The following is a 25,959-nucleotide window of genomic DNA, read 5'->3' on the forward strand; positions in this document are numbered from 1 at the left end:
CGCGGCTCGTGAGACGTCGGATCCTCGGGCCGGTTGCCGTCGTGCTGGCGATCGAGGCGCCGCTCGGATTGGCCCTGGCGTTGGCAATGGCCCTGCAGTCGTACGCCGTGGCCGAGGCCCGGTTGGCCCAGTCGCGCCCGGGGTGCCGGCTGAGCTGGGTCACGCTGGCGGGCATCGGCGCGGTGGAGTCCGACCACGGCCAGCACGGCGGCCGTACGCTGCGCGCCGACGGCCGCGACCTCAGCATTCCAACGGGCTGGACCGCCGCGGTGCTGTCGTACAACCAGACGTATGAGTACCTGAACACCGTCCATGCCAGGGCAACGTCCTACGCCACGTCAAGCCGCGGTTGACGGGGCCTAGCGCCTCCACACAGTACTGGGCCCGGTGGTCGTGGTGACCATCGGGCCCAGTGAGGTTCGGTCAGCTACTGCTGGCCTTGCGAAGTGGTTACGGCAGCGGGGTGGTGCGGGGGATGCCGCAGCCGCTGGCGAGGGTCTGGAAGCCGTTGGCCGTGACGATCGCCTTGCCCTTGGTGCTGCAGATGAAGCCGGTCGAGCTGAAGACCGCGGCGTTCTTGGCGGTCGTCACCTGGGTGGCGCGGAGGATGTTGTAGAGCACGCGCGTCCAGCGGGGGTTGGTGAACGTGCGGAGCTGCGACTTCGTCGCGGCCGGCAGCTGGTTGAAGCGGCCGAGCGAGAACGGTCCGATGGCGTTGGGGGAGTTGGCGATGACCGGAGCCGGGTCGTGCTCCTGCGTCACCGTCAGGCAGGGCTGGTTGGGGTTGTACGGCGAGCCCTTGATCGCCGTCAGCTGGTCGATGAAGAACTGACGCGAGCCCGAACCGGTCTGCGGGATCAGCGGCTTGATGACACCAGCCGGGGTACCGGAGACCTGGCTCCAGTTGGTGATCGTGCACTCGTAGATGCCGAGGAGTTGCGCGTTGGTCAGCGTCGCCGGAGCCGTACGGCCCGAGTTCGTGACCAGGACGAGCGTGTCGCGAGCGAACGGAACCATGCGCAGACCGGCAGAAACCTCGGCCGCCGTCAGCGCACGCGACGAACGCGCGAAGTCGATCTGGGGACGGGCCTGCAGCGCCGCGATGCCCTGCGACGAGCCGTTCGGCCGCGGGATCGACAGACCCGGGCGGATCGTGATGTTCGCCGAGCCGGTCGCGTCGAACGACGCGAGGCGGTCGGCCGGGTTGTCGTCGCCACCGCCGACGACACCGTTACGGCCAAGCTCGTTGAAGCCGTCGGTGAAGTTCGGGGCGAGGCCGTCCGCGAGGGCGTTCAGCACGAGCTCGGAGGTGTCCGAGCCCACGCCCACGACATCGCTGGTGTCGGTGGCGAACGCCGGGTGGTAGTTGCCCGGGTCGCCGAGCGCGGTGGAGGCCGCGAGACCCACGCTCAGGACGGCAGCGGCGGTAACCGCGAGGCCGCGCTTGATGATCTTCCGCATGACGATGTGTCCTCCGCAGTAAGGGGTTGGGACCATACGTTGGTTCGAACCGGTTTCCGGCTCGCCCACGGGGGGCATCGCTTACTCTGTCCAGCCCGGCCCGGTCCGACCACAACGGCGAGGCACGCGGTACACGTCACGCAGATGACCAACGGATTCTGGCCGAACGTCGTCGGTAAACAACCGGTAACGCTGTCCGGCCCCGGTGCAGGTGGGCCGCTTGGGGCTTGATGAATGCGCGATGGCCGCGAGTTCCTGCCCGAGGCCTCCGACAGGCACCGCCAGCCCCGATCCGGAGCCGTCCACGACGGCGGGATGTCGTTCGTGTGTCGTACACCCAACGGATCCCCACCGGTCCTGGCCACTCGATTAGCGTCACCGCCGTCAAGCGAAGCGCGTGCGCCGGCGGGGGGTCGAAACGTGCACCGCAACCTTGCCCACCCGAAGCGGTGCCGGTGTCAATGGCGCCTTGCGACCCCGGGTGGTCAGCACTCACAGGAGGGGATCCTTGAGCATGAGACTTCGGACCGCTGTCCTCGCCGGCGCACTTGCTGTCGGCGGCGGCCTGTTCGCCTTCGCCGCACCCGCGAGCGCGGCACCGGTCACGCAGTGCACCGGCGACCTCGGCGCGGTGACGGTCAGCGGCAACCTTTCGGTGCCCGCGGACCAGACCTGCACGCTGAACGGAACGATCGTCAACGGCACGGCGACGATCGGCAAGAACGCGAACCTGCTCGTTCTCGCCGGCACGATCAAGCGGAACGTCACGGTCAACGCGGGCGGCTACTTCGACACGACCGGCTCGACGCTCGGTCAGAACGTGTACCTCATCGACGCCGCTGGCACGCGCCTCGACACCACCAAGGTCGCTGGCTCGGTCCGCTCGTCCGACAACAACAAGGGCTTCGCCGGCTTCATCTTCGGCGACAGCGCTGAGGTTTCCGGCAACGTCGAGCAGTTCGCCACCGGCGAGCTCCTGCTCGAGCGCAGCACGGTCAGCGGCAGCGTCCGTGGCATCGACAACACCTACACCCAGCTGTACCGCACGACCGTGGGCCGCAACCTGGACGCCTTCGGCAACGTGGAGAGCGTGGTCGTCTGCGAGAGCAAGGTCAACGGCGACGGCGCGTTCTTCAACAACACCGGTGTCGTCCAGCTCGGTGTCGGCGAGATCTTCAGCTGCACCGGCCAGAACGAGTGGGGCGACGACGTCTCGGTCTCGAGCAACGACGCGGCGTTGACGGTGACCAACAACCTCATCCACGGCGACCTGTGCGGCTACCGGAACACCCCGGCGCCGACCGGTAGCGAGAACGTGGTCGAGGGCCGCAAGAGCGGTCAGTTCGTGAACCTGCAGCCGACGCCCGTTCCCGCCGGCTGAGCTCGACGCAGTCCGACGATGCCCGCCGGTGTGCTCCGCCGGCGGGCATCGTGCTGTCCACCGGTTCGTCTGGCGTACATCTTCCGGTCGCACCGGAGCTTCGTCGCGTCCCTAGCTTCGAACCCATGTCGATCGAGACCAACCCCGAGCAGCTCGCCCCGGACAGCGGGAAGCACATCGGTGACGTGACCGAGCTTCTGCCCGCGGTACGGGCGACCGCCACCGTCCCCGTGGCGTCCGGCCCGATCAAGGGCTCGACGCTGATCGCCGAGGCGGTGTCGGCGTGGTTCGGTACGCACAAGGTGCTCGAGCAGGTCGACCTGACGATGCCGGCCGGTACGGTGACCGCGCTGATCGGCCCTTCAGGCTGCGGAAAGTCGACGTTCCTGCGGATCCTCAACCGCATGCACGAGCTGATCCCCGCGGCCGCGCTGGCGGGATCGGTACGGCTCGACGGCGACGACATCTACGACGCCGGGCACCGGATCACCGAGACGCGGCGGCGGATCGGGATGGTGTTCCAGAAGCCGAATCCGTTCCCGACGATGACGATCGCGGACAACGTGACGGCGGGCTTGAAGCTCACCGGGCAGCGGGTCTCGCGTTCGGGCCGGGACGGGCTGATCGAGGAGTGCCTGACGAAGGCCGGCCTGTGGCGTGAGGTGAAGGACCGCATGAACGAGCCCGGCGGAGCGCTGTCGGGTGGCCAGCAGCAGCGGCTGTGCATCGCGCGCTCGTTGGCCGTACGGCCGGACGTTCTGCTGATGGACGAGCCGTGCTCGGCGCTCGACCCGACGTCGACGCGGCGCATCGAGGAGACGATCGGCGAGCTGGCGCACGAGGTCACGATCGTGATCGTCACGCACAACATGCAGCAGGCCGCCCGGGTCTCGCAACAGTGCGCGTTCTTCCTTGCCGAGCAGGGAACTCCGGGCTACATCGTGGAGTCGGGGGAGACCGCGACGATCTTCTCCAACCCGCAGGACCCGCGGACGTACGACTACGTCAACGGCCGCTTCGGCTGAGGCTGACCGAGCGCCTCGGCGGGCGCGTGGCCGCTGGTCCCTGGGAGCAGCGTGAGGGCGAGCCCCAGGTCCTGGTCGTTGGCGAGCGGATCGGTGCGGTAGCCGGGTTGGTCGTCGATGCAGGACGGGAACAGGAACGCGCACGAGGCGTTGCCGTCCGGGGTGAAGTCGACGAGGTTCGCGGCGGTGACGTCGCGGATGATCTCCGTCGCCCGCGGCGTGTCCAGCTCGGGTGGCAGGTCGAGCAGCGCGCGCGGGGACAGGATCGACCAGTAGTGCGGGAACGTGTCGCCGTACAAGCGAAGGCGGCCGAACCAGAAGCCGTCCCAGTGCCGGATCGGCACGTTGCGCAGCCGTACGTGCGGTTGCCTGCCGGCGAACGCGAGCAGCCACTCGGTGACGGTCCGCATCGCCTGGACGAGCTCGTCATCGGGTGAGATTCGCCAAGCCCCGCTGAGGATCGACAGCAGCGGCGCGGTCATCGACTGCTCGTAGCTGACCTCGTGCTCCGGCAGGTCCGTGCCCAGGGCGGCGAGCGTGCGGCCGTGGCTGAGCAACGACTGCCGGACGCGGCTCGCCTCGGTCGGCAGTGCGGCTCCGTCGCACAATGCCGCGACGCGGGTGGCCGCCTCGGCGATCGTGATCGCGAGGAACCGTTCGCCGCCGTCGGCGTAGTAGCGGTCGAGGATCGCGACCGCGGTGAGCAGGTCGTCGCGCGACCCGTACGTGGCGAAGAGCTCGGCGAACAACAGCGCGAACCACGGGCTGTTGTAGAGCCGGGCATGTCCGTCCGCGGTGCTGGAGTTGCGGATCCGGTGCTCGCTCGTGATCAGGTGCTCGAGGCAGAACGCCTTGTACGCCTGGAGGTTCTCGTCGACCTCGGCCAGGTCGTCGACCCAGCCGCGCTGCCTCGCCGCGACCAGCAGCAGCGGCATCCCGACGCGTTCGCGCGCGTCGGACCAGTCCGCCCAGCCGAGGTCGTGGGTGAGGCGCAGGCCGCGTTCGACGTCGTACGGAACGAACGCCGCCGCCCGCGAGCCCTGGCGTTCGATCGCACGATGCTTGCCGATGATGGCGGCCACGCGCCGGCGGACGAGCTCGTCGATCGGCGTGTGGTGCAGGACCGCGACCCGCGACCGCCTGCCGTCGCTGTGCGGGACGTCGACGTGCGAGACGCCGTGCTCGTGAGCGACAACGCTGGAGTCGCCCACCGCGATCGGGTCGCCGATCGGCGCGGCGAGCGAGGGGACGGCGATCGTCGCGCGGTGCCCGGCGAGCGCGGCGGGAACGTCGTCGTACCAGCCGAGCTCCCAGCCGACCCGAAGCTCCTCGCCGGGCTCGAGCACCACCGCGGGCTGGCCGCCGAACGCGTGCGGGGCACGTGCTTCGTCGGTCGCGTGCAGCGAGATCACTCCACGCACGTTGGAAGACGTGAACTGGTGGCGGCCGGAGATCGAGTACGCCCAGAGCTCGCCCTCGACCAGGTCGAGCACCAGCGCGGGCGGCGTGCCGTCCATGCGGACGCCGACCAGCCAGGACTCCGCGCCGCCCGTCCAGACCTGGGCGTGCAGGTTCGTGCTCAGGACCGTCCGCGCCGGGCCGTACGCGTCGGCGAGCGGCGTGTTGATCGCGAACGAGCCGATCCGCGCCGGTCGGTCGGCGAGGTTGCGCAGGACGTACCGCTCCCGCCACAGGTCGCCGAACGCGCGGGTCACCTCGACCTGCAGGCCGGGAGCGGGCTCGTACGTGCCCGTGACGTCGCTCGTGATCGACATCGTGTGCGGCGCGGCGAACCGACCGCTGCCCAGGTCTGAGATCACGAAGCCGGTGCCCCACCGCCAGTCCGGCCCGAACCAGGGCGCCGACTGCTCGTCGAGGAGGGCGTTCAGCTCGGGATGGCGCGGATGCCGTACGGCGTGCACCAGCCCGTCGTCGCCGACCTCGACGGTGCCGTCACCGCAGCGGAACTCGTGCGTCACAACGTTGCCCCGATGCCGCGCAGGGCTTCGTCGACGATGCCGTTGACGAACGCGTCGTCGAGCCGGGTGACAGGCAGGACCAACCGGTGGTAGAAGCCGCCGTAGAGCAGGTCGACCGCGATGTCGAGGTCGACGCCTCGGTTGATCTGTCCGTCCTCCTGGGCCTTGCGCAGGCGGCGCTTGCAGGCCTCGATCCGCGGGCGGACGATGCTGGTCAATAACTCCTCGAGGAGCGCCGGCTCGTGCTGGGCGGCGCCGATCAGCGACCGCAGCGAGGGTCCGAGCTCCGGGTCGTTCGCGAGCTCCACGAGGCCGCGGATCTGCACTTTCAGGTCCGCGGCGACGTCGCCGGTGTCGGGGAACTCGCCCTGCAGCTGGACCTGTTCGCCCCACATGTCGAGCATGAGCACGCCCTTGGACGGCCACCACCGGTAGATCGTCTGCTTCCCCACGCCGGCGGCCGCCGCGATCGCCTCGATCGACATGGCCTGGTACCCCAGCTCGGCGCTGAGCTTGCGCGTGGCGCTGAGGATCGCGGTCCGCGACCGCTCACTGCGGCGGGCGGGATCGGGACTTCGCTCGGGCATGGGTCCGACTATAGCAAGACCGCGAGACGGTCCGTTCCGTCTAGGCCCGGGCCTCGAGGAGGTGCAGGCCGGTGACGCTGTCGGCCGGGATGGTGGCGGTCAGCCTCAAGCCGGCTCTGGCGAGGAGCTCCGCGTACTCCGCCTCCGTGCGCTCCCGGCCGTGCAGGAGCAACAGCATGTGCAGGTCCATCCGGATCGCCCCGGGTTGCTCGGCGGCGAGCTCGGGGAGGACGGACTCGACAATCAGCAGGGTGCCGCTGTCGGGCATCGCGGCGCGGCAGGTGCGCAGGATCGCCACGGCGCGGTCGTCGTCCCAGTCGTGCAGGACTCGGGACAGCAGGTACACGTCGGCGCCGGCTGGGACGGAGACGAAGAAGTCGCCCGCGTGGCTGGGCAGTTTGGAGTCCTTGACGACCTCGGGTTGGTCGAACAGCGTTCCCTCGAGGCCTGGCGCGGAGGCGAGAATCGCCTCGAGGAGCGTGCCGCGGCCACCGCCGACGTCGACGAGCGAGCGGAACCTGGTGAAGTCGTACGCCGCGACTACGGCACGCGCTTCGCGGCTCAACCGGGCGGACATCGAGCCCTGGAACGAGGCCATCTCCTCGGGACGCGCCGCCAGGTAGTCGAAGAACGCGCTGCCGTGCACGTGCTCGAACGGCACCCCGCCCGTCTTGGCCGATCGGAGCAGGCCACCGAGTGCCTCGTAGTACAACCGTCCGCGCGCCAACACGTAACCGCGCAGAGATCCTTGGGCGTCCGCGCGCAGCAGCTCGCCCGTCGGCGTCAACGCGAACCGCCCGTCCGGCGACTCCTCGAGTACGCGCTCCGCCGCCAGACCACGCAGGATCCGCCGCAGCACAACGGCATCGGCGTCCACCGCTGCCGCCAACTCCGCCGTGTTCAGGGGCTTGTCCGCCAGCGCGTCAGCGACTCCCAGCTCGGTCGCGACGTACAGCAGTTGCGTGGCGAGGTAGCCATCCGCCAACCAGGCAAGGCGTTCTCCGGCGTTCTCGGTCAAGGCGGTCCTCCCCGTCGTCCGGACTCCGAGTATTCGCCACCGACGCGCGCGACCGCATGGGCAACGACTGCCCACATTAGATCGGCAAGCTGGCCAGGACGCGTCCCCCGCTTGGCGAAGGTCCGGCGGTGCACGTGCCGCCGACCTCGGTCGCCCGCTCGACCATCGCGCTCAGCCCCACGCCGGGTCGCCACGGCGCCTGCGAACGGTGGTCGTCCGCCACCTCGACGTGCAAGGCGCCGTCGGCGACCGTCAGCTCCACTACGGCTTCGGTGGCGGAGGAGTGGCGGGCGACGTTGGTCAGGGCCTCGACCGCGATCCGGTACGCCGCGACCTCCACGGCCGCCGGCAGCTCGGGCATTTCTGCCGGCGCCTTGACCAGGACCGCGAGCGGACTGCCATCGCTGCGGGACGACAGCCGTCCGGCCTGTTGCCGTAGCGCTCCGGCGAGGCCGAGCTCGTCGAGCGACGGCGGGCGGAGTCCGTACACCACGCGCCGGATGTCGTCGATCGCCCCGGTCGTGGTCGCCCGCAACTCGCGGAGCAGCTGCTCGGTGCGTTCGGGCTCGGTGGTCAGCATGTTGCGCGCGGCGTCGAGCTTGTACGCGACGCCGGTCAGCGTTGGGCCGAGCCCGTCGTGCAGGTCGCGGCGCAGCCTTCGCCGTTCCTCCTCGCGGCCGGCGACGATCCGTTCGCGCGAGTCCTGCACCTCGGCGGCGAGGGCGGCGGACCGTACCGCCATCGTGAGCGGAACGGCCATCAACTCCAGCACGTGCGCGTCGGCTGCGGACAGCCGGTCCTCGCCGGTACGCAGGCCGACGACGAGCTCGCCGAGGGTCTCGTCGCCCAGCCGCAGGGGTACGGCGTGCACGCGGTCCGTCTTCACGCCAGACGAGGCGATCGCTTGGCCGTCGGCTGCCAGCTCGGCGTACGGGAGGCGCAGGGCTTCGCGTACGGCGTCCAACGTCAGCGTCTGATCGGCGCCGTCGGTCTCCAGAAGCCGTTGCCCCACACGGGAAATCGCTCGCACCGGGTCGCCGCGGTCGCCGTAGAACAGCCTGTCGACGACGCCTTGCAGCCGGACCCTCACGGGGTTGAAGACGACGGCGATGACGATCGTCGCGAGGATCGACGAACCCAGTCCGATCTGCTGGCGTACCGCGTTGTCCAGCATGGCGACCAGGCCGATGTAGCCGGCGACGACCGCGGCGGTGAGCAGCAGGTACGTGACCGTCCGGGACACCACGAGGCGGATGTCGAACAGCTGGTGCCGCACGATCGCGATCGCCACCGCCGCGGGGATAAGCCCGAACCCGAGCAGCAGCAGGATCGGTCCGTCGCCGGAGACGAAGCGCTGCGCGTTCATCGCGAACGCGAGGATCACCGCGAGCAGGAACCAGAGCAGCTGTCGCCGTACCATCTCGTCGCCGCGGCGGTAGCGGACGATGAGGCTGACGATCACCAGCAGTGCCTGCGGGAGTCCAACGACCGTCGCCACCGACCACAGCCAGGTCAGCGAGTCGTAGAACGGCAGGACCAGGTACGACGTGGCTCCTGGCACGAGCTCGCCCGGCTCGGTCCCCAACCAGGTGACGAACAGCAAGCCGGCAAGGACGAACGCGTACACGACCCATCGCCAGCGCGGCGAAGGTGGCTTGCCATCGGGAAACAGCAACAGCGCAAGGGGAAACGCGAGACCGATCCCCATTGGCCAGGCGAGCGCGAAGATCGTCGCCAGCAGCTTGAGGGCGACCTCCGGCCAGCCGGCCTCGACGCCGTACGCGCCCCACGGCGCCATCCAGGCCGAGGTCAGGTGCCCGATCGCTCCGGCCAGGAACAGCCATCCGATCGGATTCTTGGGCCGGAAGTAGGCGATCACGAACCCGCAGCTGCCGAACGTCAGGCCGAACGCGGTGTTCGTCAACGTGTACGACTCGACGACTGCCTGCGCGTCGGATCCCGCGACCCACACGCCGGTCGTGACCGCGGCCAGTTCGAGGACCAGGACGGCCGCGAGCAGCCACGCCACCCGTCGTGCGCTCATGCGGTGCCGCCCAGGCCTTCCTTGCGGGCACGGGCGATCGCCTCGGCCCTTCCCGCGACCTGGAGCTTGGCGAAGATGTTCGAGATGTGGTTGGCGACGGTCTTGCCCGCGAGCGCGAGCCTGCTGGCGATCGCGGTGTTGGACAGGCCGGCGGCGATGAGGTCGAGCACCTCACGTTCGCGCCCGGTGAGCTCGGGGAACGGCTCGTCGACGCGCGGCGGCGCGGCGAAGTAGCCGAGCACTCTGGTCGCGACACCGGGGCCGAAGATCGCCTGGCCGTTGGCGACCGCCCTGATCGCGTTGGCGATCTCGTCCTGCCCGGCGCCCTTCAACAGGTAGCCGCGGGCGCCGGCGCGCATCGCCGCGAACACCGAGTCATCGTCGTCGTACATCGTGAGCACGAGAACGGCCACGCCCGGGACCGCCTTGAGGACCTGGCGGGTCGCCTCGATCCCGTCCAGGTCGGGCATCTGCAGGTCCATCACCACGACCTCGGGCTTGTGCAGCACGGTCTCGCGGATCGCCTCGCGGCCGGTGGCAGCCTCGCCGACGAGCTCGACGCCGGGGAGCGAGCCGAGCAACGTTCGCAGCCCGTCCCGGACGATCGGGTGGTCGTCGGCCAGCACCACGCGCACGGTCTCGTTCACCCCTCCATCATCTTCCGCCGGCTTCCCGGTTGGGTCGGGAACACGCTCCTAGGCGGCCGGGAGATCCTCCTCCGGCTCGGCGGTCGCACGCCCGGGTGGGCGGGGGTGCGGCGGACGCATCGTTGCTGTCAGTCAGGGCTGGCTTGGCGATGAGGGAGGAACTGGTGATGAGGACTACTGGGAAGGTCGGGCTCGGGATGGCCGGGCTGTTGGCGTTGGGCGACGTGGCGATGCCGTTGATCTCCGACGGCGAGTTCCCGCCCATGGTGGTCGCGCTGGTGGCGTTGGCGTTCGGCGTGGCGACGCTGGCCGCGCTGCTGCCGGCGTGGCGGGGGAGCCGGGCGGCGGGGTGGATCGTGGTGGTGACGCGGCTGATCTCGGTGTCCGGGGCGGTGCCGGCGTTCTTCGTGTCCGGGGTGCCGGCTCCGGCGGTGGCGTTGGCGGGAACGGGTGTCGTGCTGACGCTGGCGTGCTTGGTGCTGGTCGTTCCGGAGCTGCTCGTTCGGCGTGTGGCGGTGGCGCGATGAGCGCTTCGTCGTTCGTCGATTCCGTGCGCCGTTACGGGCTCGCCGTGCTGATGCCTTTGGGGCCGGCTGCGGTTGCTGTGCTGCGGTTCGTACTGCCGTACTCGACGCCGGACTCGCCGGCGACGATGGTGGCTCAGATCGCGGCGGATCCCTCGGCGCAGCGCTTGGTGCTGTGGTTGTCGGTGGTGGCTACCTTGGCCTTGGTGCCGGGGGCGATGGCCGCGTTGTCGCTGACGTGGCGGCGGGCGCCGGTGCTGTCACTGGTGACCTCTTTGTTGCTGGTACCGGGGTACCTGATGATCGGCGCGGCCGGTGGCGGAGTCGACCTGTTCGTGTCGGCCGGCTTGGCGCGGGGTGTGGACACTGCTGTGCTGGCGGCCTTGGCCTCGGCGACCTTGGCTGATCCGGTGTCGTCGTTGTCGACCGGGGTCTTCGTGGCCGGGCACCTGCTGGGCGCGATCCTGCTGGGCGTGACGTTGCTGCGGTCTGGTGTCGTGCGGTGGCCGTGGGCGGTACTCGTTCTGGTGTCGCAGCCCGTGCACCTGGTGGCGGCGATGACGGGCAACCACCCGTTGGATCTGTTCGCCTGGGGCGCGACCGCGGTGGGGATGGGCGCGGTGGCGGTCGCCTACATTCGTGCGTCGGGAAGTCGTGCTTCTGCGAGCGGGACGCCCTATGGTGCGGTGGGTGCTCACTCCTCCGTCTGATCTGTCTGGTTCGCAGGTTTCCGACTCTTTGCAAGAGCATTGGGGCTTGGCCGAGGCTGTCGTGACCTATGCGCCGTTGGGTCACGGCAGCCACAACTGGTCCGCTGAGGTGGGCGAGTCGCGGTGGTTCGTGAAGGCGTACCGGAGCGGTGCGGACTCCGCGTTCTTCCAGGCCACGCAGGCCAGCACCGCGGCGTTGGGCGATCGCGGTGTGTCGTGCGTGTTGGCTCCGGTGCGCTCCCGTGGCGGACTGGCGTTGGTGCCGGTGTCGCCGTCGTGGGAGCTGGCGATTTTTCCTTTTGTCCGTGGGCGAAACGCCGATTTCCTGTCGTCCGATCGCGAGCTGGTGGCGTCGGCTGTGGGGGAGCTGCACGCGTTCGGGCCGGTGCCTTCCGATGCGCTGCGTTGGGCGCCGGGCTGGCTGCAGCCGGAGCTGCGTGCGCGGCTCGCGTCGGGGCTGTCGGGGCCGTGGTCGGAGGGTCCGTACGGCGAACGGGCTCGTACGTTGCTGCTGCGCTGCCGGTCCGGGATCGAGGCGCTGCTGGCGTTGTCGGATCGGCTGGTGGCGCGGCTGGAGTCGTCGTCCGAGCCGTGGGTGATGACGCACGGCGAGCCGCACGGTGGGAACTCGATGATCGACTCGTCCACTGGAGCGGCGGTGTTGATCGACTGCGACGCGATGCTGGTGGCGCCGCGGGAGCGGGATCTGCGGTTGTTGTTGCACGCTTCGCACAAGGGGCCGCGTGGCTTGGACAACGCAGCGGTGCTGGCCGCCTACCACCGGGCGGCGGGTCCAGTGGTGCCGCGGGAGTGGGTGATGGAGCTCTTCCGGGCGGAGTGGCATCTGCTGGAGATCGCGCGGTATGCCGAACAGTTCGCCGCTCCGCATGTGGAGTCGGCCGACACCGCGGCGCGGATCGTTTCGCTCGAGTCGTACGTACCCGTGACGCAGAACTGGCCCGAACTGAACGCAGCCTGACCCGGCCGCGGGGTGGTTTCCCCGGCGGTCGGGTTGGCTGGGTTAGGCGTGGATGGGGTTGCGGATGGGTGTCTGGTGGTGGTCGATCCATGGGGGTGGGATGAACTCGGGTTTGCCGTCGAGGGCCATGCGGATGGCCCAGTCGCCGCGGTGGATGACTCGGTGGTGGTGGGTGCAGAGCAGGACGCCGTTGTTGAGGGTGGTGGGTCCGCCCTTTGACCAGGCTTTGATGTGGTGGGCGTGGGTCCAGCCGGGTGGGCGGTCGCAGCCGGGGAAGGCGCAGCCGCGGTCTCTGAGTTCGAGGAGGCGGCGGAGTTTGCCGGTGAACAGCCGTTCGGGGTCGGTCAGGTGCAGGTGCCCGGGCATCAGGTGGTCGGGGAGGAGGTGACTGACTTCGGCTTCACACATGATCCGGGCTGTGAGTTCGGGGGAGAGGTCTTGTCCGGTGTGCAGGGTGGTGCCGATGCCGGTGTCGGGGTTGACCATGACGACCATTTGGGTGCGGTTCCCGCCGTGCCGGGTGGTGGAGTGGTTGTGCGCGAGTTCGATGATCTGGCCGAACGCGTCAGCACGTCGTGCGGCGGCGGTGCGGAGGTCGGGGCCGTCGGCGCCTTTGACGGGGCGGGACCGTGCGTCGACCAGGAGGTGGAGGCGTTCGCCGGTGTCTTTGTCGGTGCGGCCGCTGAATCGCCACATGCCGGAGTCTGGGTCTTGGCTGAGGTGGAAGTACGCGGTCTTGTCGGCGTCGCGTTCTTCTCGTTCCACTTGGGCTTGCAGGATCTGGTGGGCGACGTCGGGGGCGACGAGCTCGAGGACGTGGTTGCCGAGTTTCCGCAACGGTGTCGGACCCAGCGTCTGCGCGTGGTCGGTGAGAGTCTTGTCGACCTCGCCGAGGGGTGCGTCTTTGGGGAGTGTGGTGATGGTGTGGGCGATGGCGTGGACCTGGTCGACGGAGATCTCCCCCGCACACAGGGCAGCCCCAGCAGTCGGCAGGTGTTGTTCGACCATGCGGGCGAGGGTGAGCTTCTTCTTGGCGCGGGTGGGGTCGATGCCCTGCTTGTCCGCCAACCAGGCGGTCGTGGAGGAGGCGTCAGCGGCTTTGGCGACCTCGCACACTTCGGCTTGGTGGATGACCTTGAGTTCGAGGCCGTCGCAGATGTTGCGGATCTCGGTGAGGACCCCGACGGTGGCGGCAAGTTCAGCTGGATTCGTGGACAGCACGTTGCTGTTCGCGGCGGCGAGGAGCTGTTCCTTCACCGCGGCGAGTGTCGAACGTGTGGTCGATTCCATAGAACAACCCTACGTCGACCGGAAACCAACGGCGACTGAGAAATGGGTTTCCTGTCCACAGATTTCATCCACAACAGGTCCACAAGCACCACAAGAAAACCGGCACCCTCGCGACTACCCGGGACAGCTCGTCGACCAGGCGCGGCGTCGTTCTCGTCCCTGCGCCCTTCCGGTCGCGGCGGAGCTAGTCAAGGGTCGAAGATCGCGAAGCGACGCCTCTCGCCCGCGCGAAGCGCCCCCTAGAGAGGCGCCCTTGACTCGCTCCGACGCGGCCGGACCATGGCGGACGAGAATGACGATGCACAGCACCAAAGACGCGACGAGCGCGCCAAAGCGCGATCCGCAACAGCGGCTCGAACAAGCCCGACATAGCAACACAGACGAGCCAAACCCGCGACGCAGTGAGCTGCGGCGATGACGCGGCCAGCCGGGTTCCCCGCCGAGCCGCGCCCAGCCGTTCCTCCTGACGGAACACCGCCGCAATCGTTCTCCCGTCCACCACAAATTCCCATGAGAGCATCGAACAATGGCGGGCCGGATCCTCGAGCGCGAGTACGAGCTGGCCGAGCTCGCCGCCGCGGCGCGAGAAGCCGCGGCAAGGCGGGGCAGTGTCGTGCTCATCCATGGCGAGGCGGGCATCGGCAAGTCGAGCCTCGTCGACGCCGTACGTAGCCGCCTCCCTGCCGAAGGCCGCATGCTCGTCGGCCACTGCGACGACCTCGCCACGCCGCGCGTGCTCGGCCCGTTCCGCGACCTGATCGGCTCCGTCGGCACCGAGCTCGCTGACGCTCTCAAGGACGGCGACGACCGCGACCGCATCCTCGCCGCCCTCCGGTCCGAGCTCGACTGGAGCGGCCACCCCACCGTGCTCGCGATCGAGGACGCGCACTGGGCCGACGACGCGAGCCTCGACCTGCTGCGGTTCCTCGTCAGGCGGGTCAACGACCTCCCCGTCGTCCTCCTCCTCACCTACCGCGACGAGGAGCTGTACCGCGGCCACCCGCTCCACCAGGTCCTCGGCATCACCTCCGGCGGAGTCCGCCGCTTCATGCTGCGGCGGCTGTCCGCCGAGGCCGTCCACCACCTCAGCGCGAACGCGGCGAGCGGAGTCGATGCGGACGAGCTGTTCGAGGTCACGTCCGGCAACCCGTTCTTCGTCACCGAGGTACTGGGCGACAGGCCAGGCGTCAGGCGGGTCCCGCCCACCGTCGTGGCCGCCGTGCTGGCGCGGCTCGGCAGCCTCGGCAACGACGTACGAGAGGCCGTCCAGCAGCTCAGCGTGATCCCGAACGCGATCGACCGCCAGCTCGTCGACTCCCTCATCGGCGGCGGCCTCCCCGCGCTCGCCGAGGCGGAGGAACGCGGCCTGCTGAACGTCACGCCGACCAGGGTCAGGTTCCGGCACGAGCTCACGCGGCGCGCGGTCGTCGACGCCCTCCCCGCCGCGAGACGGACCGCGCTGAACCGGACCGTTCTCGACCACCTCGTCAAGGACCAGGCGGCCGACGTCGCCAAGCTCATGCACCACGCCGCCGAGGCCGGCGACGCGGCCATGATCGTCGAGCACGGCCCCGGCGCGGCGAAGACGGCGGCCGCGAGCGGTGCGCACCGCGAGGCGGCCGCGTACTACGACCTCGTCCTCGAGCACGCCGAGTCGTTCGACGTTGCCGCCCGGTCCGCGCTGTACGAGCTGTGCGCGATCGAGCACCAGACGATCGGCGAACCGGCCAACGCCGTACAGGCCCAGCGCCAGGCCGTCCAACTCTCTCGCGACCTCGGCGACGACGCCGTCCTCGGCGCCCGGCTGTGCGCGATCACGCGGATGCACTGGTGGGCGGGCGATCGCGCGGCCGCGGAGGCCACCGCGCGGGAGGCGTTCACGGTCGTGGAACGCACCCCCAACCTCGCGCTGCTCGCCCGCGCGTACAACAGCCTCGTGGTGAACGACGTTCTCGCCTATCGAGCGACCGAGGCTCTGCGGCTGGCCGAGGACGCGGTCGCTCTCGCGCGCAAGGCCGGCGACGATGCGATTCTCGCGTACGGGTTGGCGAATCTCGGCCTCGCGCGCTGGCACTGCGGGCAGGCCGGCGGGCGGGAACTGCTCGACGAGAGCCTGTGGGTGGCGTTGGCGGCGAGCGAGACCGACCACGTCTGCCGGGCGTACGCGACGATCGGCTGGGAGCTGCTCGGGCGATACCAGCTCACAGAGGCGGACGTGTACATCGACGCCGGGATCGAGCTGGCGGATCGGTCGGAGCAGTTCGGCTTCCTCGACTTCCTGAATGTGCAGCGCGCTCGGCTGCTGCTCGCGCGCGGAGCCTGGGACGAGGCCGTACGCATCGCCGACCTGTCGTTGACCGCCGACCGGCCGGGCATCCGCTGCGCGGCGTTGACGGTGGTCGGGCGGGTGCACGCCCGGCGCCGCGAAGCGCATGCCCTGGAGGATCTCGCCGAGGCGGTCGAGGTCGGCCTGCAACTCGACGAGCCGCTGTGGCTCGGGCCCGCCGCTGCCGCCGCGGCCGAGGGCGCCTGGCTGCGAGGCGACGCCGCCGGTGCCGTCGACGTGGCCGCGGCGTCGTTCCGGCTGCTGGTCGAGCGGGACGCCACGCCGTTGTCGTCCGAGCTCGGCTTCTGGCTCAAGAAGGCGGGAGCCACGATCACCGTGCCGGCCACCGACGAACCGTTCGGCATGCTGGCGAACGGCCGGTGGCGGGAGGCCGCGGAGGTCTTCGCCGCGGAGGGTGCCCGGTACGAGCACGCGCTGGCGTTGTGCGAGAGCGGCGACCCGAACGACCTGATCGCCGCGCTGGAGACGCTCGACGCCCTGAGCGCCGTGGCGCTGGCCGACCTCACCCGCCGCCGTCTCCGCGGCCTCGGCGTGACCGGCGTGCCCCGCGGTCCGGCGGCGTCGACGCGGCAGAACCCGGCCGGCCTGACCCAGCGCCAGGTGGAGGTGCTGGAGCTGTTGGAGCAGGGTCTGAGCAACGCGGAGATCGCCGAGCGCCTGGTCGTCTCGGTCCGCACGGCGGGCAACCACGTCGCCGCCGTCCTCGACAAGCTCGGCGCCCGCAACCGCGACCGCGCCGTCGAGCTCTGGCGCGACCTCCGCCAAGCCTGAAGGGCCCTAGAGTTCCGGCATGACTGAGGAGCCGAGCGACGTCGACGGCCCGCTGATGCGGAACGCCTCCGAACAGGCGGGGGCGATCGACCGCGCAACGGATCCGGGGGAGCGGCGGCGGGCATGGACGAGGTTCCTGCCCGCTGCCGTTCTCGCGTTCCTGGAGAGCTACGTACGCGAAGGCGCCCTCGTCATCGCCGCGCTGCTGTCGGTGATCGCGATCCTGGCCGGCGCCACGTCCGGCAGCGCCGGATGGGCCGTGGCCGGCGCGTTCGCCGGCGTCGCCGGCCTGGTCATCGCCCTCGTGCCGGTCATCAGGCGCTGGTCGTTCGCCTGGCGTTGGGTGACTGTCATGGCGGTGATCGCCTTGCAGATCTTGGTTCTGGTGGTCTTCGGGTTGTCGAACGTATAACTCAGTTATATGATCGGGTCATGCGTTCCCGAACGGCGAACCTCCTCGGCGCACTTGGCGTAGCCCTCGTCGACGCCCAGACCCAGCTGCTGGCGACGTCGCCCACCGACGCGGCGGCGCTCAACGCGATCGGTACGGTGCCCGGCTGCAGCATCACCGAGGTACGCGTCACGCTCGGCATCACCCACCCCGGCACCGTCCGGACGATCGACCGCCTCGTCGCCGCCGGCCTGGTCGAACGCGGCGCGGGCCGGGACGCACGTACGGTCGGCCTCCACCTCACCGAAGCCGGCGAACGGACCTGGCAGGAACAGTCCGAAGCCAGACTCGGCTGGCTGCAACAGACGGTCGCCAAGCTCACTCCAGCAGAGCAGAAGGACCTCGAACGCGTCGCCTCAGCCCTCCTTGCCGCGATGACCAGCGACGAGGAGTCGGCCGAACGGATCTGCCGGCTCTGCGACGAAAGCCGCTGCCCGCAGCCACGCTGCCCGGTCACGCTGGCGATCGGAGCGCACTGATGGCCCGCTGGCAAGGCCCCGCCCTCATGGTCGCGAGCGCCGCGACCTGGGCGGCCGGCCTCATCTTCACCAAGCTCACCCTCGACGTCACGGCAGCGAGACCCACGTCGGTGCTGCTCGTCCAGCTCGTCGCCTCGGTCGTCGTCCTCGCGCTCGCCGGTCTCCTCAGCGGAGCCGACCTGAGCCAGGGCTGGCGCAAGGGCTGGGTCGGTCTGCTCGAGCCGGGCATCGCGTACCAGCTCGCGCTCGCCGGCCTCGCCCTGACCAGCGCCGCGAACGCCAGCGTGCTCGGCAGCCTCGAGCCGGTGATGGTCCCGATCCTCGCCTGGCTGCTGTTACGCGAACGGCCGCACCCGCGGCTGATCATCGTGATCCTCGGCGCGACCGTCGGCTCGGTCCTCGTCTCGTACACCACGAGCGGGTCCGGCGGCAGCTGGCACGGCGACGCGCTGATCGTGGCAAGCGTCGCGGCCGCAGCGCTGTACGTCGTCGTCGCCTCCAAGCAGGTCGCCGACGTCAAACCGCTCCCGGCCGCGCTCAGCCAGCAGACCTGGGCGCTCGGCCTCATCATCCTCGTACTCGGAGGCCAGATCGCCTTCACCGGTGGGCCGTTCTGGCCCGAGCCGAACGCGACGGGGTTCCTGCTCGCGGGCTTCTCGGGCGTCCTGAACTACGCGCTCCCGTTCTGGCTCTACCTCTCCGCGCTCACCCGGATGCCGGTGAGCCGCGCCGCGACCTACCTCACGCTGATCCCGGTCTTCGGCGTGCTGCTCTCGGTGGTGGTCCTCCGCGAGAAGCTCACCTGGCTCGACGTTCTGGGTGGCGTCCTGGTCGTCGTGGCCCTGTTCGTCGACGCCACGCTGGCCGCCCGCGCCGACCGCAAGGCAGCGGTCAAGGCCGAGGCAGCAGGGACAATGGTGCGGTGACAGCCATCGAGTTCCGCGCGGGAACGCTCGCGGACGTCGAAGCGGTGACCGCGCTGGTGGACGCCGCGTACCGGCACTACATCCCGCGCATCGGCATGACGCCGCGGCCGATGCGGGCCGACTACGACCAGGTGCTGCGGGAGCGGAACGTCGTCCTCGCCGAGCGCGAAGGCGAGCTGATCGGTGTCCTTGTCATGCTGGAGGACCCGGACGAGTTCGTCGTCGAGAACGTCGCGGTCCACCCCGACCACCACGGGCGCGGCCTCGGCGGCGCGCTGTTGACGCTGGCCGAGACCACGGCCCGCGAGGCCGGCCACACCGAGATTCGCCTGTACACCCACGAGAAGATGACCGAGAACCGCGCCATCTACGCGCATCGCGGCTACGTCGAGTACGAGCCCAAGGAACCGCTCGCGCCCGTCGTCGTCCACCTGCGCAAGCCGCTGGGCTAGGGCGCGTGCTCAGGTAGCGAACAGCAGCGTGAGCCCGCCGGTCGTGAACGCGACCATCAGCAGCAACAGCGGCGCCTGACCGGACAGCTTGCGCTCGTCCGGGAGCAGGCTCAACGCGCGGTCGTGCGCGGCGATCACGCCGAGCACGTGGCCGACCAGCACCGCGATCACCTGGACGGCGGCGACCGTCGTCGGTCCGATCAACGCGGTCGACGGCTCGACGTCGGATCGCCCAGCCAGGAAGAGGAAAGCCCGCTGCCCTTCGAGGACCAGCATCGAGTAGTAGTGCGCGACGAGATAGCCGACCACGATCGGCAGCAACGTCGGCGCGACCTCAGCGGCGATGCCGACCGGCCCGGTGGCGGCGAGATACGTCAACGCCACCAGGGAGATCGTGCCGAGCAGACCCACGGTCGTGAGCACCGGCAGGCTCTCGGTGAGCCGAATCCACGCGGTCGAGCCGGAGAACGCGTCGAACGCCGTCGAGCCCAGCAGCACCGCGATGACCGCGATCAAGCCAGGGCGGATCGGCACGGACGCGAGGCCGACGAACGGGTTCCGCCTGCCGAACGGGGACAAGGCCCCGAGCAGTGTCGAGTACACCTCGAACCCGTCGCCGCGCTCAAACCACCCCTCGCCATAGACGAGCGCGGCTCCCAGGTGGATGACCGTGTACGCGGCGAAGAACACCGCCAGCACCCGGGGCGACGAACCGTTCGGCGCGGCCAGCTCGAGCCAGGTGAACGCGGTGAGGCTCGCCGCCGCCGGCCAGTAGCCGAGCCACTCCGGGAGCGGCCGGAGCCTCTGCCGGCTGTGGAGTCCGGGCAGCTGGCAGAGCAGCCGGTGGAGGAGTCGGAGCGGGTTCGCGTACCGCCAGACCGGCCCGAACAGCGCGGACAGCAACGGCATGCCGACCCAGAACAGCACGTAGACGACGTACGGGACGGGGTTCGTCCGCTCGTCCGGTCCGAGCACGGCGACGCCGGCCAGCAGCATGGTCGCCGCGAGCGTCAGCCCTTGCAGGACAGGCAGATCGCGCGTCGCCGCGGGCGTGGTGGGTTGGAACCGCGGCTGCTTCCACGCCACGCCGAGCACGAGGAACGAGACCAGCAACGCGACCGCCGCGCCCTGCAGGACGAGGTCCAGCGGCAGCGGCAGATCGTCCCGGCCGCCGACCCCGTGCGCGACGATCATGGCTGCGGGGCTGGCGTCGCCAGGGCGGACCGCATCGCGAGGAACCCGCCGACGGCGAGGCCGAGTCCGCCGCCGAGCGTGAGCACGACGAGCAGCCGGTCGAGGTCGGCCGACCACGCGAACGGCAGCGCGCCGAAGCGCAGGCTGTCCACGTCGGGCAGCCCCGCCACGACGAGGGCCGCGCCGACGACGGCGGCGGCGAACGCCGTACTCGACGACTTGCGCGCAGCGGCGACGGCGGTGCCGATCGCGAGCGGCCAACACACCAGCCCGACGCCGCTGGCGCCGAGGAACATCGGCAGGAACGACTGTCCGGTCACGGCGAGCGTGGAGCCGATCGTGTGCGCGATGTTCACCGCGGCGACCGCGAGGACGGCGAGGGCGAGCGCCGTACGCCACCGCCGCAGCCGCCCGAGGACGGCGACTCCCGCGGCCACGACGACGAGCACAAGCAGCCACAGCGCGGTCGGCGGGGGCGGCAGCAGGTCGACGCGCCCGACGATCGCGCCCGGCGTTTCGCCCACGCTGACGGGCAGTCGCCACTCGCGATGGGGCCACCGCGCCCGCGCGTCGCGGACGTAGACGACGCCACCCGGCGGCACGGTCTGCGTCGCGTTGCCCACGCCCGTGGGCACAGTGAGGGACTGCGTCGACTCGTTCCGAATCTCCACTTGCGTGCTGTTGTTGACGATTCGTGCCCGTACGCCATCGGCCTCGACGCCCGTGACCACGCTGTGCTCGTTGTGCGGCGTGAGCCCGCCCGCGTGGGCGTAGGCCGGGGTGGCGGGCAACAGGACCAAAGCGACGACGAGCGCGACGAGGCGGACGATCACTTGGCCAGGACGGAGTTCTTGGTCGACAGGCTTGGGACGAACAGCAGCGCGAGCAGCAGCCCGTGCAGCCCGGCGACGATCGGCGCGCCCGTCCAGTACTCCGGGATCGCGGGCAGCCGCCCGGCCTGGAGCGAGGCTGCCGCGAGGTAGATCGCCCACGTGAGGAACCCTGCCAGGAAAGCGAACCCGAAGTACGCGGCGCGCCTGCTCGCGATCGGCCGGAGCCAGAGCAGCAGCAGGTCGACGACGACGCCGGCGAGGATCCCCGCGGCGAGGATGGCCACGTTCCCGCCGGCGGTGGTGGCGCCGGAGACGCCGACCGTGGCGATCGCGATGACCGTCGCCGTGCCTGGTGGTACGCGCCAGCGCCTGGCCAGCAGCAGGAGGGGAGCGAGCATGACGACGTTCGTGATCGTGATCGACGCGGCGATGTCGCCGGCGTTCGGTGGTACGTCGCTGTAGCCCTCGGACTTGGAGAACGCCTCGACGATGCCGTTCGGATACCAGGTCCAGGCGTTGGAGTAGAGGACGAACAGCAGCACGAGCGAGGCGCTGAACGCCAGGCCGAGCGTCGCTGGCAGCAGCCGGCGGAACGTCGGGGGAGTGGACGTGACGTCCGCCCAGGCCGAACGGAGTGGTCCGGTGAGGATGACGACCATCGACGTGATCAGCCCGAGATGGGTGGGACTGAACAGGATCGTAAGGTTTTGTTCGATGCCGATGAGCGTGTGCCAGAGGAAGTCGCCGACGCCCATCGCCGCGAAGACGGGCAGCGCGATCAGCGACAGCCCGTAACCCTGCGGCACCGCGGCGAGCCCGCGCCGTCCGGCCTGGACGTTCCGCCACACCACCCACAGGATCCACAGCGCGGTGGCGGTGAAGCCGGAGTAGAAGACCGCGTGCCACGGTGTGAAGAACGTCTCCAGCTGCGGGATGTTTGTGTGCGCCCACGCGTCTACGAACAGGCCGACCGCGAACCAGACGCCGAGCAGGCTGGTGACCAGATCGGTGCCGTAGCTCGCCACCGGTCTTGGCTCGCCGGAGTTCACGAGCAGACTGAGCAGGTACGGCTTCGAGCGCCCTTCGGCAACAGTCGTCACACCGCTGAGTGTCGTCCCGTTCGGCCGCCAGCGGAACCCGGACAGTACGCAAGGGCGTACGTGCTACCACGTAGGGGACGTCAGCCGTTCAGGTAGCGCAGCACGGCGAGGACGCGGCGGTGGTCGTTGGGGCCGGCGGCCAGTCTGAGCTTGGCGAAGATGTTCGCGCAGTGCTTCTCGACCGTGCGTTCGGTGATCGTGAGCCGTTCGCCGATGGCCCTGTTCGTTCGTCCCTCGGCCATCAGGGAGAGGATGCCGCGCTCGCGTTCGGTCAGGGCAGTAAGGGGATCGTCCGCTCGGCGGTGCCGCCCGACCAGTTGGTCGACCACGATCGGGTCGAACGCCGAGCCGCCCGACCCGACGCGGCGGATCGCGGAGGTGAACTCGGCCAGGTCGGACACCCGGTCCTTCAACAGGTAGCCGACGCCCTCGGCGCCGCCGTCGAGCAGCTCGACCGCGTAGCTGACCCGTACGTACTGCGACAGGACCAGCACCCCGGTCGACGGATGCCGCTGCCGCAGCAGCCGCGCGGCGCGCAGACCCTCGTCGGTGTTGGTCGGCGGCAGCCGGATGTCGACGATCGCCACGTCTGGTTGGTGTTTCGCCACCTGCTGCAGCAGCTCGTCGGCGTTGTCCACCGCCGCCGCGACCTCGAAGCCGGACTCGGTGAGCAGCCGGACCAGGCCCTCGCGCAACAGGATCGAGTCCTCGGCGATCACGACGCGCATGGCAGCTCCGCCACGATCTGCGTGCCCTGTCCGACCAAGCTCGTCACCCGCAGCACGCCGCCGATCGCCTCGACCCTGCCGGCCATCCCGGCGAGGCCGGTGCCGTTGGCGGGGTCGGCGCCGCCCACGCCGTCGTCGGAGACCGCGACGGTCAACGTACGCTCCGAGTGTGTGACGCTCACCTCGGCGGAGTTTGCCCTTGCGTGCTTGGTGATGTTGGCCAGCGACTCCGCGAGAACGTAGTACGCCGTCGACTCGAGCTCGGGCGGCAACTCGCCTGTCACGTCGAGGGTCAACGCGACCGGCACGGACGCCGTCGCCGTCAGCTCCTGCACCGCGCCGACGAGCCCGCGCTCGGTGAGGATCGGCGGATGGACGCCCTGGCAGACCGCGCGCAGGTCGTCGAGCGCGGCGAGGACGGCGTCTTTCGCCTCGCCGACGAGTGGGCGGCCGAGGGAAGGATCGGTCGCCATCGTCGACTCGGCCAGGCCGAGCGTCATCGCGACCGACAACAGGCGCTGTTGGACGCCGTCGTGCAGATCGCGTTCGAGCCGTCGACGTTCGGACTCGGCAGCCTGCAGCACCTTCGTCCGGGACGCGGCGAGTTGCCGCAGCCGCGCACGGAGATCGGCGGTCAACCGTTCGTTGTCCAACGCCAGCGCGGCCGCGGCACACGCCGCCTCGACCAGCTCCGGCTCGTCGCGCAGGCTCGGGTCGTGGACGAGAACGGCCACGCTGCTGCCGTTGCGGTCGACCTTCGTCATCACGCGGTTCGGCCCTGGAGGAAGGGGGATCGGCTTGCCCTCGGCATCGACGTACCGTTCCTGCTCGGGTAGCCAGTAGCCCACCTGCAGCGTCTCGTCCTTCAACGCGGTGGAGAGCGCGCCCTGCAGGCTGTCGAGCATCGTCGAGCCGGAGAGCTGGACGACGAGGTCGGCAACGCCCGCACGGTGGAAGCGTCGTTGCAGCAGAATCGCCAAGTACGCAAGGGGAACGGCCGCAACAGCCAGCAGCAGCGCGATGTGAACGGCATCCTCGTAGACCTCCGCGTCCTCGGCCGGCTTCGCGATCACGAACAGCGCGACCGCCACCGCCGATGCGACCAGCACCGGCATCGCCGACCGCCGCTGGGCTGGCGTGGTCCGCCACCACCGGACGACCAGCAGTGCGATCACAGCGGCGCCGAGCCCGGCGATCGCCACGTTCTGGTTGTCCAGAACCGCGCGAATGGGCACTGGCTCATTGCCGAGGGCGTCCTCGGATCTGATTGCTTCGAGGACGCAGTTGGACACGCCGAGCGCGAGCGCATAGGCGTACGCGAGCACAACGAGAACCCGCGCCGGCGGGTTGCCGAGCCGGCCGGTCGGGAACGCGAGCACGAGATGCGCGAGCGAGGCCGCCCAGACGCCGCCGAGGGCGAGCATGACGACCTGGGCCTGGAACGGGAGATCGTTGTCCTGCAGCCGTTGCGGCAGCCACGCGAGGCCGACGACGACCATGAGCAGACCGGTCCTGTTCCGCGGCCGGCTCCGCCAGGCGATCAGCCCGGCCGCGAGGAACGACGCACCGACGAGGATCCCGAGCGACGCCACGACCTTCGGATAGCTGCCAGCCATCGTCGCGACGGCGATCCATGCGAGCACAGCGAGGGTGATGAGGAAGCCAGAGACCCGCCTCGACATCGCCACCTCCCAGGTCCACGTGCGAACCAGAGTATGCGGGGTAGCAAGCCACCGGCCGACGCAAGCCCGGCTTCACCCCCGTGCCAACCCGGTCAGCCCGGACCGTCTGGATGGGTGAGGTCGTAGGCGCGGGAGACCTTCTGGGGGACCACGAACCGCCACGCGTCCACGACGAGCTCGCGGGCCTCGGTCGGGTCCAGGGCGGCGAGTTCCGCGTGGACCCAGTTGAACCGCAGATCCCGTTCCAACGGCAGCCGGAACTTGTCCGGCTCGCCGGCGACGAGCGCGGCGCGTTCGTCCTTGGGGAACGCGAACTCCATCACCGTCTCGTCGAGGGAGAACGCGACGTAGACGATCTGCTTGACCCGGAACTTCAACCGCCCGTGCACGTAGACCGGATAGGAGCGGTCGAGCTCCGAGCCCAGTGCACGCACATCCTCGATCACCGCCATGTCACGCCCCCTCATCCGAGCACCAGGGCTGCCATGGCGCGCGCGGCGCGCGCAGGGTGCCGGTCGTCCTGGGTCGCTCCCATCACCAGGGTGCCCTCGATCAGCAGGTGCAGCTGGTCCGCCGCGCGCTCAGGGTCGGCATGGTCCAGCTCCTCCAACTCACGGATCAGGCGCTCTCGAAGCCGCCGGCGGAACGCCTTGGTCTCGGCATGGGCCGGATGGCCGGGATCCTCGAGGGCGACGTCGCTCGCGAAATAACGGCAGCCGCGGAACTCGTCGTTCTCGACGAGCTCGTCGAGCCGGTCGAAGATGCCGAGCAGTCGCTCGCGCGGCTCGTCCGCGCCGGCCAGCGCGGCGTCGTACCACGCGAGGTCCTCCTCGGCCGCGCGGTGCAGGACCGCGGCCACCAGCCCGTCCTTGCCGCCGAAGTGCTCGTAGAGCGACCGGCGGGCGACCTTCGCCTCTCTCAGGAGCAGGTCGACCCCGACCGCGACGCCGTGCGCGTAGAAGAGGTGCTGACCGGCCAGGAGCAGTCGCTCCCGCGGTCCCGGGCTCGGTCTCGTGATGGTCGTGGTCATCGCACGTCCTCCTGTAGATCGACCGGTCTATTCCAAAACGGTATAGACCAGTCGGTCTACTGTCAATCAGCAGTCACCGTTGACAGTAGACCGAGCGTTCTACTACGGTCTCGATGTAGACCGACCATTCTATCTACGAGAGGACCCACGATGAACGACTACGCGATCTACGACCTGGCCAGGCAGCGCTACGCCGACCTGCTGCGCACGGCTGTCCAAGAGTCCCAGCGCCCTCCGCGAGCACGGCCCGAGCCGCGCTGGCACCGGCTCGCCGCCTTCGCCCAGCTGCTGGTCGGCCGCACGGCGGCCAAGATCTAAGCC

The 25,959-nt window shown here is 70.0% G+C and carries 26 protein-coding genes; 12 read left to right on the plus strand and 14 right to left on the minus strand.

All coding sequences use genetic code 11. The features are described 5' to 3' along the window. Positions 1 to 8: 8 nt before the first annotated feature. The gene (locus JOD67_RS15495) at positions 9 to 353 is read left to right on the plus strand and encodes a hypothetical protein (RefSeq protein WP_205118278.1); all 345 of its coding nucleotides are present in this window, start codon (positions 9 to 11) and stop codon (positions 351 to 353) included. Positions 354 to 450: 97 nt separating this feature from the next. On the opposite strand, the gene JOD67_RS15500 is transcribed toward JOD67_RS15495, so the two are convergent. Beyond that, the gene (locus tag JOD67_RS15500; protein WP_205118280.1) at positions 451 to 1,461 is read right to left on the minus strand and encodes a PstS family phosphate ABC transporter substrate-binding protein; all 1,011 of its coding nucleotides are present in this window, start codon (positions 1,459 to 1,461) and stop codon (positions 451 to 453) included. 514 nt (positions 1,462 to 1,975) lie between these two features. On the opposite strand from JOD67_RS15500, the gene JOD67_RS15505 reads away from it, so the two are divergent. Next, a complete protein-coding gene (locus JOD67_RS15505) occupies positions 1,976 to 2,842 on the plus strand; it encodes a hypothetical protein (RefSeq protein ID WP_205118282.1) in 867 nt (288 codons plus the stop codon). Between the two features lie 125 nt (positions 2,843 to 2,967). Continuing rightward, a complete protein-coding gene (locus JOD67_RS15510; RefSeq protein ID WP_205118284.1) occupies positions 2,968 to 3,867 on the plus strand; it encodes a phosphate ABC transporter ATP-binding protein in 900 nt (299 codons plus the stop codon). Here the strand turns inward: JOD67_RS15510 and JOD67_RS15515 are convergent. From JOD67_RS15515 to JOD67_RS15535, 5 genes are all read right to left on the minus strand, one after another. Beyond that, positions 3,843 to 5,846, minus strand: a complete 2,004-nt coding sequence (locus tag JOD67_RS15515; protein WP_205118286.1) for a hypothetical protein — start codon at positions 5,844 to 5,846, stop codon at positions 3,843 to 3,845. The genes JOD67_RS15510 and JOD67_RS15515 overlap by 25 nt on opposite strands. After that, entirely contained in the window at positions 5,843 to 6,433 is a 591-nt protein-coding gene (locus tag JOD67_RS15520; RefSeq protein WP_205118288.1) for a TetR/AcrR family transcriptional regulator, read from the minus strand. Before JOD67_RS15520 ends, JOD67_RS15515 begins: the two co-directional genes overlap by 4 nt. A gap of 40 nt (positions 6,434 to 6,473) precedes the next feature. Then, positions 6,474 to 7,451, minus strand: coding sequence for a methyltransferase (locus JOD67_RS15525; protein ID WP_205118290.1), 978 nt, complete (start codon positions 7,449 to 7,451; stop codon positions 6,474 to 6,476). 76 nt (positions 7,452 to 7,527) lie between these two features. Next, a complete protein-coding gene (locus tag JOD67_RS15530) occupies positions 7,528 to 9,495 on the minus strand; it encodes a sensor histidine kinase (protein WP_205118292.1) in 1,968 nt (655 codons plus the stop codon). Continuing rightward, positions 9,492 to 10,142, minus strand: coding sequence for a response regulator transcription factor (locus JOD67_RS15535; RefSeq protein WP_307782410.1), 651 nt, complete (start codon positions 10,140 to 10,142; stop codon positions 9,492 to 9,494). Before JOD67_RS15535 ends, JOD67_RS15530 begins: the two co-directional genes overlap by 4 nt. 167 nt (positions 10,143 to 10,309) lie before the next feature. Here JOD67_RS15535 and JOD67_RS15540 point away from each other — a divergent pair, with 167 nt between their 5' ends. From JOD67_RS15540 to JOD67_RS15550, 3 genes are read left to right on the plus strand one after another with little or no spacing between them, the layout of a single operon-like run. Next, positions 10,310 to 10,669, plus strand: coding sequence for a hypothetical protein (locus JOD67_RS15540; RefSeq protein ID WP_205118293.1), 360 nt, complete (start codon positions 10,310 to 10,312; stop codon positions 10,667 to 10,669). Next, positions 10,666 to 11,376, plus strand: coding sequence for a hypothetical protein (locus tag JOD67_RS15545; RefSeq protein WP_205118295.1), 711 nt, complete (start codon positions 10,666 to 10,668; stop codon positions 11,374 to 11,376). The genes JOD67_RS15540 and JOD67_RS15545 overlap by 4 nt, the downstream gene beginning before the upstream one ends. 46 nt (positions 11,377 to 11,422) lie before the next feature. Next, a complete protein-coding gene (locus tag JOD67_RS15550) occupies positions 11,423 to 12,355 on the plus strand; it encodes a phosphotransferase (RefSeq protein ID WP_205118297.1) in 933 nt (310 codons plus the stop codon). 42 nt (positions 12,356 to 12,397) lie between these two features. Here JOD67_RS15550 and JOD67_RS15555 read toward each other — a convergent pair whose 3' ends face one another. Beyond that, on the minus strand, positions 12,398 to 13,645 hold the full coding sequence (locus JOD67_RS15555; protein WP_205118299.1) for an HNH endonuclease signature motif containing protein: 1,248 nt from the start codon (positions 13,643 to 13,645) through the stop codon (positions 12,398 to 12,400). Between the two features lie 526 nt (positions 13,646 to 14,171). Between JOD67_RS15555 and JOD67_RS15560 the strand changes: the two genes are divergently transcribed. The 5 genes from JOD67_RS15560 to JOD67_RS15580 are packed head-to-tail and all read left to right on the plus strand — an operon-like array spanning position 14,172 to position 19,071. Further along, the gene (locus JOD67_RS15560) at positions 14,172 to 16,763 is read left to right on the plus strand and encodes an ATP-binding protein (RefSeq protein WP_205118301.1); all 2,592 of its coding nucleotides are present in this window, start codon (positions 14,172 to 14,174) and stop codon (positions 16,761 to 16,763) included. A 19-nt stretch (positions 16,764 to 16,782) separates the two neighbouring features. Beyond that, a complete protein-coding gene (locus JOD67_RS15565) occupies positions 16,783 to 17,175 on the plus strand; it encodes a hypothetical protein (RefSeq protein WP_205118303.1) in 393 nt (130 codons plus the stop codon). Positions 17,176 to 17,195: 20 nt separating this feature from the next. Further along, complete coding sequence (locus JOD67_RS15570) at positions 17,196 to 17,693, plus strand: MarR family winged helix-turn-helix transcriptional regulator (RefSeq protein ID WP_205118305.1); 498 nt, start codon at positions 17,196 to 17,198, stop codon at positions 17,691 to 17,693. Next, complete coding sequence (locus tag JOD67_RS15575; RefSeq protein ID WP_205118307.1) at positions 17,693 to 18,619, plus strand: DMT family transporter; 927 nt, start codon at positions 17,693 to 17,695, stop codon at positions 18,617 to 18,619. The genes JOD67_RS15570 and JOD67_RS15575 overlap by 1 nt, the downstream gene beginning before the upstream one ends. Continuing rightward, positions 18,616 to 19,071: a GNAT family N-acetyltransferase gene (locus tag JOD67_RS15580; RefSeq protein WP_205118309.1), complete on the plus strand. Its 456-nt coding sequence runs from the start codon at positions 18,616 to 18,618 to the stop codon at positions 19,069 to 19,071. The genes JOD67_RS15575 and JOD67_RS15580 overlap by 4 nt, the downstream gene beginning before the upstream one ends. 9 nt (positions 19,072 to 19,080) lie before the next feature. Here the strand turns inward: JOD67_RS15580 and JOD67_RS15585 are convergent, their stop codons facing one another. The 7 genes from JOD67_RS15585 to JOD67_RS15615 form a co-directional block, all read right to left on the minus strand. Continuing rightward, positions 19,081 to 20,265: a hypothetical protein gene (locus JOD67_RS15585; protein ID WP_205118311.1), complete on the minus strand. Its 1,185-nt coding sequence runs from the start codon at positions 20,263 to 20,265 to the stop codon at positions 19,081 to 19,083. Continuing rightward, the gene (locus JOD67_RS15590) at positions 20,262 to 21,098 is read right to left on the minus strand and encodes a hypothetical protein (RefSeq protein ID WP_205118313.1); all 837 of its coding nucleotides are present in this window, start codon (positions 21,096 to 21,098) and stop codon (positions 20,262 to 20,264) included. Before JOD67_RS15590 ends, JOD67_RS15585 begins: the two co-directional genes overlap by 4 nt. Then, positions 21,095 to 22,198: a hypothetical protein gene (locus JOD67_RS15595; RefSeq protein ID WP_307782411.1), complete on the minus strand. Its 1,104-nt coding sequence runs from the start codon at positions 22,196 to 22,198 to the stop codon at positions 21,095 to 21,097. Before JOD67_RS15595 ends, JOD67_RS15590 begins: the two co-directional genes overlap by 4 nt. A gap of 80 nt (positions 22,199 to 22,278) precedes the next feature. Next, positions 22,279 to 22,926, minus strand: coding sequence for a response regulator transcription factor (locus tag JOD67_RS15600; protein WP_205118316.1), 648 nt, complete (start codon positions 22,924 to 22,926; stop codon positions 22,279 to 22,281). Further along, positions 22,914 to 24,608: a sensor histidine kinase gene (locus JOD67_RS15605; RefSeq protein ID WP_205118317.1), complete on the minus strand. Its 1,695-nt coding sequence runs from the start codon at positions 24,606 to 24,608 to the stop codon at positions 22,914 to 22,916. Before JOD67_RS15605 ends, JOD67_RS15600 begins: the two co-directional genes overlap by 13 nt. 92 nt (positions 24,609 to 24,700) lie before the next feature. Continuing rightward, positions 24,701 to 25,060, minus strand: coding sequence for an MmcQ/YjbR family DNA-binding protein (locus tag JOD67_RS15610; RefSeq protein ID WP_205118320.1), 360 nt, complete (start codon positions 25,058 to 25,060; stop codon positions 24,701 to 24,703). Between the two features lie 11 nt (positions 25,061 to 25,071). Continuing rightward, positions 25,072 to 25,638 carry a TetR/AcrR family transcriptional regulator gene (locus JOD67_RS15615; RefSeq protein ID WP_205118322.1) on the minus strand — a complete coding sequence of 189 codons (567 nt, stop codon included), beginning with the start codon at positions 25,636 to 25,638 and terminating at the stop codon, positions 25,072 to 25,074. A gap of 150 nt (positions 25,639 to 25,788) precedes the next feature. On the opposite strand from JOD67_RS15615, the gene JOD67_RS15620 reads away from it, so the two are divergent. After that, complete coding sequence (locus tag JOD67_RS15620) at positions 25,789 to 25,956, plus strand: hypothetical protein (RefSeq protein WP_205118324.1); 168 nt, start codon at positions 25,789 to 25,791, stop codon at positions 25,954 to 25,956. Positions 25,957 to 25,959: the final 3 nt, after the last annotated feature.

This window comes from Tenggerimyces flavus, assembly GCF_016907715.1.
GTDB lineage: Bacteria > Actinomycetota > Actinomycetes > Propionibacteriales > Actinopolymorphaceae > Tenggerimyces > Tenggerimyces flavus.